The sequence below is a fragment of the Acidovorax sp. HMWF029 genome, from assembly GCF_003060895.1.
Lineage (GTDB): Bacteria > Pseudomonadota > Gammaproteobacteria > Burkholderiales > Burkholderiaceae_C > Acidovorax.
On sequence record NZ_QAIH01000105.1, the window covers coordinates 24,520 to 37,150 of the forward strand.

Consider the following 12,631-nt stretch of genomic DNA (forward strand, 5'->3'; position numbering starts at 1 on the left):
ATGAAGCTCTATACCTTTTTTCGAAGCGGAACGTCCCACCGCCTGCGCATCGCGCTCAACCTCAAGGGGGTGGCCTACGAACAGGTCGCGGTCGATTTGCGGCGTGAGGAGCATCTGGGTGATGCCTTCAAGGCCATCAACCCGCAGCAGTTCGTGCCCGTGCTGGACGCCGATGAGCGCCTGATGATCCAGTCGCCCGCCATCATCGAGTGGCTGGAAGAGCGCTATCCCACCCCGCCGCTGCTGCCCGGCGATGCGGGGGACCGCGCCCAGGTGCGCGCCCTGGCCGCCATCGTGGGCTGCGACGTTCACCCGGTCAACAACCGGCGCATTCTGGAGGCCCTGCGCCACCGCTTTGGTGCCCACGAGGCTGCTGTGAACGATTGGTGCGGTACCTGGATTGCGGCGGGGTTTGACGCCATCGAATCACTGCTGGCCCGTGACCCGCAGCGCGGTGATTTCTGCTTTGGCAATCAGCCTACGCTGGCCGACGTCTACCTGGTCCCGCAGGTCGAGAGCGCGCGCCGATTCAAGGTCGATCTGGCGCGTTGGCCGCAGATCCAGGCCGTGGATGCGGCCTGTGGGCAGCTGGACGCGTTTCGCCAAGCGGCGCCGGGCGCGCAGCCCGACGCCAGCTGAACCTCAGTCACCCTGCAGGTAGAAGGCCTCGGCATGGATGTGGGTCGTCTCCATGCCCTTGCCCAGCGCCAGCAGGGTTGTTGTCTCCACCATCGGCGGTGATCCGCACAGGTAGGCATGCCAGCCACGCAGGCTGGCGTGGTCCTGGTCGATGGCCTGGGTGACCAGGCCGCGCCGCTGTGTTGCAGGGTCCGCGCCCGAGGCCACCACCACATGCACCTTGAGCGCGGGGTGCAGGCTGCGCAGATCGTTGAGCCACGCCAGGCCATACAGCTCGCGGGGTGAGCGCAGGCCAAAGTACAGATGGACGGGGTTGCGCATGCCGGCGGCCACCGCACCGCGCACCACCGAGAGCACTGACGCCAGCCCTGTGCCCCCCGCCACGCACAGCATGGGCCCCGTGTGCTGCTGGCGCAGATAGGCGGCGCCCAGGGGGCCACTGACCTTGGCCTTGTCCCCCACCTTCAGTTGTTCTGCGATGTAGCTGCTGACCCGGCCCCGGGGCATCAGCTGGATGTGGAATTCGAGCAGGTCTTCGCCCGGCAGGTTCGCCATGGAGTAGGGGCGCACATGCGTTGGCGTGAACGCAATCTGCATGTACTGGCCCGGTGAGAACGCAATGGGCTTGGCCACCTTGATCCGAAGGCGCCGGACATCTGCCGCCAGTGGCTCGATGGCCACCACGGTGGCCTTGGCCGAGCGCGCCTGGTGCACCACGGCCTCTTCGGGGGCGGGTACTTCGATGGTGCAAGGCTCGGTCACATAGGTCTGGCAGGCCAGAACGGCCCCGTCCATGCCGTCCAGTGGGCGTTGCTGTTCGCGCCCACCGTCAAGCACTTCGCCATCAAGCACCCTGCACCGGCAGATCCCACAGCGGCCGGACAGGCACGAGTAGGACATCGGAATCTGCGCTGCACGCAAAGCGTCGAGCAGATTCACGCCGGGCTTGGCGCGGATCACACGATTCAGCGGTTGAACAAGGATGTCCATGGAAGGCGGCCTTTGGGGTCATGCACGGCACGCCATGCAGACGAATGGTGCGGACAAATCATGCAGACGAGTGCGTCGTCAATGGTGTGGAGGATTGCGTCGACGATTGTGCCGACGAATCACCGCCTGCAATACCATCCAAGCTTCATATCACCTGATTTGATGGAGCGGCGATGGAGCTATCGGATATCGACCTGAACCTGCTGGTGCTGTTTCAGCAACTCATGGTCGAGCGGCGTGTGTCCAAGGTGGCCGACAACCTGGGGCTCACGCAACCGGCCGTCAGCAACGCGCTGGCCAAGCTGCGCCGCATCTTTGACGACGAATTGTTCTTGCGCACTTCTGGCGGCATGGTGCCCACACCCTTTGCCGAGCAGCTTGCCGAGCCCGTGGGCTACGCGCTGGGCATGATCCACAGCGGGCTGAACCAGCGCACGCAGTTCACACCCGCCACGCTCAAGCGCACCATCACCATGGGCATGACGGACATCGGCGAGATTGTTTTTCTGCCCGCCCTGCTGGAGCGCCTGGGCCGGGAGGCGCCCGGTGTCACGCTGAACACGGTGCGCAACAGCGCCACCAATCTGCGTGAAGACATGGAATCTGGCAAGGTGGACCTGGCCATCGGCCTGCTGCCGCAGCTCAAAGCGGGTTTTTTTCAAAGGCGTTTGTTCCGCCAGCGGTATGTGTGCCTGTTTCGCAAGGGGCACGCGCTGGACCGGCCGAAGCTGCTGCTCGCGGACTACAAGGCCGCAGAGCATCTGGTGATCGTGTCTGCAGGCACGGGGCACGGCACCGTCGATGAACTGATCCAGAAGTCGGGCATCGCCCGCATGGTGCGGCTGAGCGTGCCGCACTTCGTGAGCGTGGGCCATATCCTGCAAAGCACGGAACTCGTGGCCACCGTGCCCGAACGCCTTGCACAGAAACTGGTCGAGCCCTTTGGTCTGGTGTCGCGCACGCATCCGGTGAAGCTACCCGACGCCCCTATCAGTGCGTTCTGGCATGCCAAAGTGCACCGCGAGCCGGTGAACCAGTGGCTGCGAGGCATGGTGTTCGAGTTGTTTGGAGGCGATAGCACCGCTGGCAGCGGTTCTCCGTGACCGCTGGCATGCGTTCTGAGCGACGTTGAGACGGGCAGTGCGCGCCAACCCGTTCCACGGACTTCCCGCGTGAATGAACGATTGCTATATTATTTGTAGCTAATTGCGCTTGTGGGATAAGCGCTGGAGCCGATTTTATCCAAATTCAGCCGCTGCGCGGGTGGCATCACCGTGTCGCGCCAGCGGGCTCAATAGACCAGTCTCTCCGGTCGAATCTCTTGCAGGATGGTCGTCGCAATCTCTTCGATCGACTTGGTGGTGGTGGAAAGCCAGCGGATGCCGGAGCGGCGCATCATGGACTCGGCTTCGGACACCTCCATGCGGCAGTTCTCCAAGCTGGCATAGCGGGAGTTGGGGCGGCGCTCGGCGCGGATCTCGGCCAGGCGGTCGGGGCTGATGGTCAGGCCAAAGATCTTGTTGCGAAACGGTACCAGCGCGGGCGGCAACTGGCGGCGCTCGAAGTCTTCGGGGATCAGCGGGTAGTTGGCGGCTTTCAGGCCGCACTGCATGGCTAGGTACAGGCTGGTCGGCGTCTTGCCGCTGCGGCTCACGCCCACCAGGATTACATCGGCACCCGCCAGGTCGCGGTTGCTCTGGCCGTCGTCATGCGCCAGGCTGAAGTTGATGGCCTCGATGCGGTCGTTGTATTCCTTGCTGCGGCTCACATCCGAAAAGCGGCCGATGCGGTGGTTGGACTTGATGCCCAGTTCTTCCTCCAGCGGGTGTACGAAGGTGCCGAACATGTCCAGCAGCATGCCCTTGCAGCCCTCCTGAATGACCTTGAGCACTTCCATATTGACCAGCGTGGTGAAAACGATGGGTTTTTTCCCTTCGACCTCGCCGGTGTGGTTGATTTGCCGCACTGCCTGGTGGGCCTTGTCCACGGTGTCGATGAAGGGAAGGCGCACATGGCGCGGCTTCATCTCGAACTGGGCCAGGATGGCGTTGCCGAAAGTTTCGGCGGTGATGCCGGTGCCGTCAGAGACAAAAAATACGGTGCGCGAGTGCATGGAGCCCCTTGTATTTGGATGCGGCTTGCGCCAACAGGATTGCCACTCGGGGCAGGTGGTGATCTCCCGTTTTGCGCCGACCGAGTGAAAGCGTCAGCCCGTTGCCAGATGCTCGGGCCTACAATTGTCACAATTATCTGATTCTCACCATGCACACCGTCGGCCCACAACCACAACGACAAAGCCTCAGGCCGTGCATGGCCGCCTGCCAGGAGCCATCCAGGGCCCGGCACGCAGACCCGGTTTCAACTTCTGGAGCTTTCCCATGTCTGCACTTTTCAGCCCGACCGCCCTGGTCGTACCGTTTGAAAACCTGAGAATGACCGATGTCGAGGCCGTTGGCGGTAAAAACGCCAGCCTCGGCGAGATGATCTCCCAGCTGCCGCAGGGCGTGCGCGTGCCCACGGGCTTTGCCACCACCGCCCACGCGTTCCGCGAGTTTCTGGCCCACGATGGCTTGGCCAACAAGATCAGTGCCAAGCTCAAGAGCCTGGACACCGAAGACGTGCGCGCCCTCGCGCAGGTGGGCGCTGAAATCCGTGCCATGGTCGAGGCCCAGCCTTTCCCGGCCGATCTGCAAAAGGCCATTGCCGACGAATTTGCCAAGCTCAGCGCTGGCAACCCCGCTGCTTCGTTCGCCGTGCGCTCGTCCGCCACGGCCGAGGACTTGCCCGATGCCTCGTTTGCCGGCCAGCAGGAGACCTTCCTGAACGTGGTGGGCATTGACGAAGTCATGCACAAGATGAAGGAAGTGTTCGCGTCGCTGTACAACGACCGCGCCATCTCCTACCGTGTGCACAAGGGCTTCGAGCACGACGTGGTGGCCCTGTCGGCCGGCGTGCAGCGTATGGTGCGCTCCGACCTCGGCGCTGCGGGTGTGATGTTCACCATCGACACCGAGTCGGGCTTTGAAGACGTGGTCTTCATCACCAGCAGCTACGGCCTGGGCGAAACCGTGGTGCAGGGCGCCGTGAACCCCGACGAGTTCTATGTGCACAAGCCGATGCTGAAGGCTGGCAAGAAGGCGCTGATCCGCCGCAACCTGGGCAGCAAGCTGATCCAGATGGTGTTCTCCACGCCGGAGGAAAAGGCCGCCAGCGGCAAGCTGGTCAAGACCGTGGATGTGCCCACCGAGCAGCGCAACCGCTACTCGCTGACCGACGCCGATGTGGAGCAACTGGCCCGCTACGCGCTGGTGATCGAGCAGCACTACGGCCGCCCCATGGACATCGAGTGGGGCAAGGACGGCACCGACGGCCAGCTCTACATCCTGCAGGCACGCCCCGAGACGGTGAAAAGCCAGGCCAAAGGCCAGGCCGAGCTGCGCTACAAGCTCAAGGGCCAGGGCGCTGTGCTGGCAGAAGGCCGCGCCATTGGACAGAAGATCGGCACCGGCCCCGTGCGACTGGTGCACAACATCTCCGAGATGGACAAGGTCCAGCCCGGCGATGTGCTCGTGACCGACATGACCGACCCCAACTGGGAGCCTGTGATGAAACGCGCCAGCGCCATCGTCACCAACCGGGGCGGCCGCACCTGCCATGCCGCCATCATTGCGCGCGAGCTGGGCATCCCGGCGGTGGTCGGCTGCGGCGACGCGACCGAGCGCTTGAAGGACGGCACGCTGGTCACGGTGAGCTGCTCTGAGGGTGACACGGGCAAGATCTATGACGGCCTGCTCGAAACCGAAGTCACCGAAGTGCAGCGCGGTGCCATGCCCCCCATCAAGACCAAGATCATGATGAACGTGGGCAACCCCCAGCTGGCGTTTGACTTTGCCCAGCTGCCCAATGAGGGTGTGGGGCTGGCGCGGCTGGAGTTCATCATCAACAACAACATTGGTGTGCACCCCAAGGCGATTCTGGACTACCCCCAGATCGATGCCGACCTGAAGAAGGCCGTGGAATCCGTGGCCCGTGGCCATGCATCGCCCCGTGCTTTCTATGTGGACAAGGTCGCCGAAGGTGTTGCCACCATTGCCGCCGCCTTCTGGCCCAAGCCCGTCATCGTGCGCCTGTCGGATTTCAAGTCCAACGAATACCGCAAGCTGATCGGTGGCAGCCGCTACGAGCCCGAGGAAGAAAACCCGATGCTGGGCTTCCGGGGGGCAGCGCGCTACATCAGTGCTGATTTTGGCGAAGCCTTCGCCATGGAGTGCGAGGCTTTGAAGCGCGTGCGCAACGACATGGGCCTGACCAACGTGCAGGTGATGGTGCCTTTTGTGCGCACGCTGGGCCAGGCCGAGCGTGTGACCAAGCTGCTGGCCGCCCATGGCTTGCAACGCGGCAAGGACGAGCTCAAGGTCATCATGATGTGCGAGGTGCCCAGCAACGCCATCCTGGCCGAGCGCTTCCTGGAGTTCTTCGACGGCTTCTCCATTGGCTCCAACGATCTGACCCAGCTCACGCTGGGCCTGGACCGCGACTCTGGCCTGGAGCTGCTGGCGCAAGACTTTGACGAGCGTGACCCCGCTGTTGAGGCACTGATCCACCAAGCCATCAAGGCCTGCCTGGCCCAGGGCAAGTACATCGGCATCTGCGGCCAAGGCCCCAGCGACCACCCCGACTTTGCGCAGTGGCTGGCCAAGGAAGGCATCTCGTCGATCTCGCTCAACCCCGACAGCGTGATCGCCACCTGGCAACAACTGGCCCGCTGACCCTTGGGGCTGCTGCACCGCCATGGGCCATTTGCAACACCTGCTACCGCGTTTGTGATGTCCCTGCAGCAGCCCGGCTCCCGTCCCTCTGACCCAGAGATGGCGGGGCCTTTCCCGCCTGATCTGCATGACGTGCGCCACCTCAAGCTCAAGGCTGTCCTGTTGCTGCTGTGGGCTCTGGTATCGTTTGGTGCCACTTACTTCGCCCGGGATCTGCAGGCGCTGGTGGTCGGTGGTTGGCCGCTGGGCTACTGGGTTGCTGCGCAAGGCGCTGTACTGGTGTTCATTGGCATCGTGGTCGTTTATGGCTGGGCCATGAATCGCCTGGAGCGCGGCGATAGGACGGCATCGGCGCCGTCGTCGTCGGGCAACTCTGCAGACCATCCCCATGGCTGATCGCGAGCAGGGCCGCGTGGACAGTGACCGCGCATACCTGTGGCGGCTGCACCGCATCCTGGCGCTTTATGTGGTGGGGGTGTTGGGTTTTCTGGCGCTGATGACCTGGGCCGAGCACCAGGGGCTCTCGCGCCACTGGATCGGCCCGATCTTTCTGTTCTTCACCGTCATGGTCTATGCCGGCATTGGCGTGTACGGACGGACCACTGACCCGGAGGACTACTACGTGGCGGGGCGCCGCATTCCGCCCATGTACAACGGCATGGCCACGGCGGCTGACTGGATGAGCGCTGCGTCGTTCATCAGCCTGTCGGGAGCGCTGTACCTGCAGGGTTTTTCGGGCACACCCGGGCAGGCTGGTGGCCTGGCCTACCTGCTGGGGTGGACGGGTGGCTTCTGCCTGGTGGCCATGCTGATTGCGCCGCACTTGCGGGCCATGGGGCTCTACACCATCCCTGATTTTTTCCATGTGCGCTTTGGTGGGCGTTGGCCGCGTGTGATTGCCGCGCTGGCGGCGGTGCTGTGTTCCTTTACCTATGTGGTTGCGCAGATCTACGGCGTGGGGCTGATTGCCTCGCGCCTCACAGGCGTGCAGTTCGAGATCGGCATCATGTTGGGCTTGGGCGGGGTGCTGCTGTGCTCGTTTCTGGGCGGCATGCGGGCCATCACCTGGACGCAGGTGGCGCAATACGTGGTGCTGCTGCTGGCGTTCATGATCCCTGTGTCATGGCTGGCCTACAAGCAGCTGGGCAACCCGCTGGCGCCGCTGGTCTATGGGGCGCAGATCGGCAAGATTGCCGATCTGGAGGCGCAGTTGCTGGACTCTCCGGCCGAGCACCAGGTGGTGCAGGCCTACCTGCAGCGCGCCAAGGACTTCGAGGCGCGCCTGCAGAATGTGGAGGCCTCGCTTGCGCACGAGCGCGAGAAAGGGCTTGAGCGCATCCGGGCACTGCGCGCCCAGAACGCCGACGTGGGCATGATCGTGGCCGCCAGCAGGGAGCTGGCCGCACTGCCGCGCGATGCCAATGCCGCGCGCGAGCGCTGGACCCGCGAGATGCGCGAGAACTACGAGCGCGCACGTCCCCTGGGCGGGCTGCCGCCACACAGCCAGGCTTATGTGGGTGACCCTGATGGCACGCCCGAAGAGCAGCGCGACTACGAGCTGACGCGTCGCAACTTTCTGGCGCTCATGTTCTGCCTGATGGTGGGCACGGCGGGCCTGCCGCATCTGCTCACCCGTTTCTACACCTCGCCCTCGGTGTCAGCGGCGAGGGCGTCGGTAGGTTGGTCGCTGTTCTTTATTTCCCTGCTGTACCTCAGCGCCCCGGCGCTGGCGGTGCTGGTCAAGTTCGAGGTCATGCAGAACCTGGTGGGCAGCAGTTTCGAGGCGTTGCCCACCTGGATGGCCCAATGGTCGCGGGTTGACAGTTCGCTCCTGTCGCTGGAAGACGTGAATGGCGATGGCCTGATCCAGTTCGGGGAGATCCGCCTCGGGGCCGACCTCATCATGCTGGCCACACCTGAGCTGGGTGGCCTGCCGTATGTGGTGTCGGGCTTGGTGGCGGCGGGTGGACTGGCGGCGGCGCTTTCAACGGCCGATGGCCTTCTGCTCACCATCAGCAATGCGCTGGTGCGCGACCTGTATTTCCAGAACGCGCAGCGCAAGGCCTCGCCCGAGCAGCGCGTGATCCTGAGCAAGTTTGCGCTGCTGGCGGTGGCTTTGTCAGCGGCTTTTGTGGCAGCGCTCAAGCCTTCCGAGATCCTGCCCATGGTGTCGGCGTCGTTCTCCCTGGCGGCATCGGCCTTTGTGCCCGTCATGGTGCTCGGCATCTTCTGGCGCGGCACCACACGGCAAGGGGCGGTGGCGGGCATGCTCGCAGGGTTGGGCATTGCGGTGTACTACATGCTCTCCCACGTGCCTGCCGTGCAGGGCGTGCTGCCCCGCTGGCTTCTGGCCGACGGGCTCTGGTTTGGCATTCAGCCCATCTCGGCCGGTGTGTTTGGTGTGCCCTGCGGGCTGCTGGTCACTGTGGTGCTGAGCTGGATGACACGACCAGCTCCTGAGCTGCCGCGCATTCGCTCGGAAATGTAGGTCTCCCGCCGGGCAGGGATCGGGTGTATTTATGTGTAAACCCCGATTTCCATGGGTTTCAAAACATGGGATTCTGGGCTGCACAGCGTGGCCCTTCGGTCATTGCAACCGTTTGGCCTTAGCCGCCACCGTATTCATTCCCTAGGAGAGGCATGGTTCTCGTCAAAACCCAGGCCGGGCAAGAGGCCCTCAAGGATCGCCGTGGCAGTTTGAGTTCGCGCCAGCGTTCGGCGTTTATCCTTTTTGACGGCAAGCGCAGCATGGGCGAGGTCCTTGCGGCCACGGCGGCCATGGGCATCACGCAGGACGACGTCCAGACCATGATTGCGCAGGGGCTGCTGGCCCCGCTGCCGGGTCAGCCCCAACCGGTGTTTGCCCCAGCCGCCTCCCTGGCGCCAGACAACGTGGCGGCCCCGGAGGCGCCGGGCACCGATCTGGGCACCATCGCCTCACCTCTCGAAGGTTCGGGGCGCTCGCCCAAGGAGCGCTACCAGGCCGCTTACCCCATTGCGACCGAGCTGACGGCGGGTCTCGGGCTGCGCGGGTTTCGCCTGAACCTGGCGGTGGAAGGTGCGGGCAGCTTCGACGATCTGGCGGCACTCGCTCCCAAGATCCGCGAAGCCGTGGGTGACGACAAGTTCGAGCGGCTGGACCATGCGCTGTTTGATTGATCTCCACCCCTGGCGCTCCTGAGTTCGGAAAGCAAAAAGCGGCCCGCAGGCCGCTTTGCTTTTTTGTTGACCGAAGGCTCCGCGTTCAGCGGCCAACCTTGAGCAATTCCACGTCGAACTTGAGTGTGGCGTTCGGGGGGATCACGCCGCCCGCACCTCGGGCGCCGTAGCCGAGGGCGGCGGGGATGATCAGGGTACGCTGGCCACCGATCTTCATGCCTTGCACGCCTTCATCCCAGCCTTTGATGACCATGCCGGCGCCCAGTGCAAATTCAAAGGGGTCGTTGCGATCGCGGCTGGAGTCGAACTTGGCGCCTTGTTCGCCGTTGTTGTAGAGCCAGCCGGTGTAGTGCACCGACACGTTCTGGCCCTTGGTGGCTTCGGCGCCTTCGCCCACGGTGGTGTCTTCGTATTGCAGGCCGGATGCGGTGGTGGTCAGTGCCATGCTGGAGGTTCCTTGATTGCTATTAAAAATATAGCTTCTAGCGCTTGCTCATCGCGCGCTAGAAGCTATTTGGAATGTTATTTTATCGAATGCCCCGTACAGGGCCGTGGTCCAGAGCGACGGGGGCTCAGACCTTCTTGGCGCGGCCTGCCACCCAGCGGGTGGCGAAGGCTTGGACATCCGACAGGCGCTTGAGCAGGTCGGCGCCCGAGGGGGTGACGGTGTAGCCGTCGCTACCGTGGTCCACAAAACCGGCTTCGCGCAATTCCTTGATGCGGGTGTTGAGCGTGTTGGGGGTAATGCCGCCCACGCTGTCCTGCAGCAGGCGGAAGGTCTGGGGGTGGCCGTCCTTCAGGGCCCACAGCACGCGCAGTGCGTAGCGGCATTCAAGCCGCTCGAACAGTTGGTTGATGGCGACATTTTCTTTGGAGCTCATGGACGCTTCTCCTCGCGCAAGTGTTGGATCTCGATTCGGATCGGGCGGACAGTTGTCGAGCCCGTGTTGTGCTGAAACTATAGCGCGGAACCCATTTTGCTACAAGTTTGGTAGCTCAGAATGCACGTCACATATGCGCTGAAGGGGGAATTTGGGCCATTCGTCGCCAAAATGTTGCGAACCGACCACGGTTCAGGGAGCCGCAAGCCAATGCTCCTGCCGAGCCAGATACCCCGCCCGCCACTGGGCCGCCGGGGGGGGCGCTTGGGTGGCTATAGGCATCGACGTGGCCGGTCTGCTTGTGCCGGCCCAGTGTCGTGGGCGGCTGGCTGGCGGGGTGAGACCCGCCACGGCACGCTGTGGTAGGCCGGGTTGCCGCAGAATGCGGCACTCGCTGCGCCGCACGAGGCCGCGACCGCCTGCCCTTCCTTCTTTGACGCTGCAAACATGAACGACACAACACCTGCCTCCTCATCTGCCCGCCTGCCGCTGGAAGGCCTGCGCGTGGTGGAGTTCACCCACATGGTCATGGGCCCCACCTGCGGCATGGTGCTGGCCGACCTGGGGGCCGAGGTCATCAAGGTGGAGCCCGTGGACGGCGACCGCACGCGCCACCTTCTGGGCGCGGGCGCGGGCTTTTTCCCCATGTTCAACCGCAACAAGAAGAGCATTGCGCTCGACCTGCGCAGCCCCGAGGGCTTGGCAGTGGCGCGCAAGCTGGCTGCATCGGCCGATGTGGTGGCGCAGAACTTCAAGCCCGGAGTGATGACGAAATACGGCCTGGACTACGCCGCGCTGAGCCAGGCCAACCCGCGCCTCATCTACGTCAACCACACCGGCTTTTTGCCTGGCCCGTACGAGCACCGCACGGCGCTCGATGAGGTGGTGCAGATGATGGGCGGCCTGGCCTACATGACCGGCCGCCCCGGCGACCCGCTGCGCGCGGGCAGCAGTGTGAACGACATCATGGGCGGCATGTTCGGCGCGATTGGCGCCATGGCGGCGCTGATGCAGCGCGGTATCACCGGGCGCGGGCAGGAGGTGGATTCGGCCCTGTTCGAGAACAACGTCTTCCTGGTCGGCCAGCACATGATGCAGTACGCCGTCACAGGCAAGCCCGCCGCGCCCATGCCCGACCGCATCTCGTCCTGGGCCGTGTACGACGTGTTCAGCGTGAAGGACGGCGGGCAGATCTTTCTGGCCGCCGTGAGCGATGCGCAGTGGCAGACCTTCTGCGACGCCATGGGCTATGCCGACCTGAAGGCCGACACCGGCCTGGCCACCAACAATGACCGCGTGCGCGCCCGCCCCACGCTGATGCCGGTGCTGCGCGAGCGCCTGGCAGTGCACACGGCCGACGAACTGGCGGCCATCTTTGAGCGCCACGGCCTGCCGTTTGCCCCCATCCGCCGCCCCGAGGAACTGTTTGACGACCCGCACCTGCAAGCCACCGGTGGCCTGGCCGACATCACCCTGCCCGATGGTGAACGCGCCGGGCAGACAGCGCAGATCACGCTGATGCCGCTGCGCATGGCGGGCCAGCGGCTCGATGTGCGCAGCGACCCGCCCCGCCTGGGCCAGCACACGGCCGAGCTGTTGCAGGGTCTGGGCTACACGGCCGATGAAGTGGCCGCGCTGCACGCCGCAGGGGCCGTCGCCTGATCGCCATTTGAAGCGCCGGGGTCTTGACTGTGGCGCTAGGGATGTCCTGAACAACTCCCTGCGGTCTGTGATAGCGCGGCCTCGGGCAGTCCGCTGCGTTGCTTTTCTTGCCAATAGCCGGGCTATTGGCTGCCAAAAGACGCCTTGCGGCCTGTCCCGATCCGCACTACCACCGACTCGCGAGGGTTATGCAGGACATCCCTAGCGCCTTTGGGCAACTCAGCCTGGAACCTGACCGGAGTACCCCCATTGCCGGGCATGACCTGCCGGGCTGCGAACCGGACGGCTTGATCCCGCCTGTGGCCCCACCCACCAGCCCAAGGCCGGATTGGTCCGGTCGTTCAACGGTTTCAGGGCCGCCATGGAGATGCCCGAGGCGCGGGATAGCGCTGATTGCTCTGGGCTGCGGGATCAAGCGCCAGCCAACCGAGCCCGCCGCCGCATTCGTATGCACTGAAGCCGCGCGCATGGCGCAGGTGGTGAAAAACGCCCATGCGAAGACTGACTGACGGGCCAGAGGGTGGGCGGGGG

11 protein-coding genes are annotated in these 12,631 nt (G+C 64.3%); 7 read left to right on the plus strand and 4 right to left on the minus strand.

Annotation, left to right across the window (positions count from 1 at the left end):
• Positions 1-639: a maleylacetoacetate isomerase gene (gene maiA / locus DBR12_RS07035; protein WP_108616601.1), complete on the plus strand. Its 639-nt coding sequence runs from the start codon at positions 1-3 to the stop codon at positions 637-639.
• A gap of 3 nt (positions 640-642) precedes the next feature.
• Here the strand turns inward: maiA and DBR12_RS07040 are convergent, their stop codons facing one another.
• The gene (locus DBR12_RS07040) at positions 643-1,629 is read right to left on the minus strand and encodes a 2Fe-2S iron-sulfur cluster-binding protein (RefSeq protein WP_108616602.1); all 987 of its coding nucleotides are present in this window, start codon (positions 1,627-1,629) and stop codon (positions 643-645) included.
• A 173-nt stretch (positions 1,630-1,802) separates the two neighbouring features.
• On the opposite strand from DBR12_RS07040, the gene DBR12_RS07045 reads away from it, so the two are divergent.
• The gene (locus DBR12_RS07045; RefSeq protein ID WP_108616603.1) at positions 1,803-2,732 is read left to right on the plus strand and encodes a LysR family transcriptional regulator; all 930 of its coding nucleotides are present in this window, start codon (positions 1,803-1,805) and stop codon (positions 2,730-2,732) included.
• 188 nt (positions 2,733-2,920) lie between these two features.
• On the opposite strand, the gene DBR12_RS07050 is transcribed toward DBR12_RS07045, so the two are convergent.
• Positions 2,921-3,742 carry a pyruvate, water dikinase regulatory protein gene (locus tag DBR12_RS07050; protein ID WP_108616604.1) on the minus strand — a complete coding sequence of 274 codons (822 nt, stop codon included), beginning with the start codon at positions 3,740-3,742 and terminating at the stop codon, positions 2,921-2,923.
• Between the two features lie 265 nt (positions 3,743-4,007).
• Here DBR12_RS07050 and ppsA point away from each other — a divergent pair, with 265 nt between their 5' ends.
• The 4 genes from ppsA (at position 4,008) to DBR12_RS07070 (ending at position 9,557) form a co-directional block, all read left to right on the plus strand.
• Positions 4,008-6,398 carry a phosphoenolpyruvate synthase gene (gene ppsA / locus DBR12_RS07055; RefSeq protein ID WP_108616605.1) on the plus strand — a complete coding sequence of 797 codons (2,391 nt, stop codon included), beginning with the start codon at positions 4,008-4,010 and terminating at the stop codon, positions 6,396-6,398.
• 57 nt (positions 6,399-6,455) lie between these two features.
• Complete coding sequence (locus DBR12_RS07060; RefSeq protein ID WP_108616606.1) at positions 6,456-6,794, plus strand: DUF4212 domain-containing protein; 339 nt, start codon at positions 6,456-6,458, stop codon at positions 6,792-6,794.
• A complete protein-coding gene (locus DBR12_RS07065; RefSeq protein ID WP_108616607.1) occupies positions 6,787-8,886 on the plus strand; it encodes a VC_2705 family sodium/solute symporter in 2,100 nt (699 codons plus the stop codon). The genes DBR12_RS07060 and DBR12_RS07065 overlap by 8 nt, the downstream gene beginning before the upstream one ends.
• Before the next feature lie 152 nt (positions 8,887-9,038).
• Positions 9,039-9,557, plus strand: a complete 519-nt coding sequence (locus DBR12_RS07070; protein ID WP_108616608.1) for a hypothetical protein — start codon at positions 9,039-9,041, stop codon at positions 9,555-9,557.
• 85 nt (positions 9,558-9,642) lie between these two features.
• Here the strand turns inward: DBR12_RS07070 and DBR12_RS07075 are convergent, their stop codons facing one another.
• Together DBR12_RS07075 and DBR12_RS07080 are read right to left on the minus strand one after the other, a co-directional pair.
• The gene (locus DBR12_RS07075) at positions 9,643-10,002 is read right to left on the minus strand and encodes an FKBP-type peptidyl-prolyl cis-trans isomerase (protein WP_056061897.1); all 360 of its coding nucleotides are present in this window, start codon (positions 10,000-10,002) and stop codon (positions 9,643-9,645) included.
• 127 nt (positions 10,003-10,129) lie between these two features.
• On the minus strand, positions 10,130-10,438 hold the full coding sequence (locus tag DBR12_RS07080; RefSeq protein WP_108616609.1) for a helix-turn-helix domain-containing protein: 309 nt from the start codon (positions 10,436-10,438) through the stop codon (positions 10,130-10,132).
• Between the two features lie 447 nt (positions 10,439-10,885).
• Between DBR12_RS07080 and DBR12_RS07085 the strand changes: the two genes are divergently transcribed.
• Positions 10,886-12,100 (plus strand): CaiB/BaiF CoA-transferase family protein, encoded by a 1,215-nt coding sequence (locus tag DBR12_RS07085; protein ID WP_108616610.1) that lies wholly within the window; start codon positions 10,886-10,888, stop codon positions 12,098-12,100.
• Positions 12,101-12,631 lie beyond the last annotated feature (531 nt).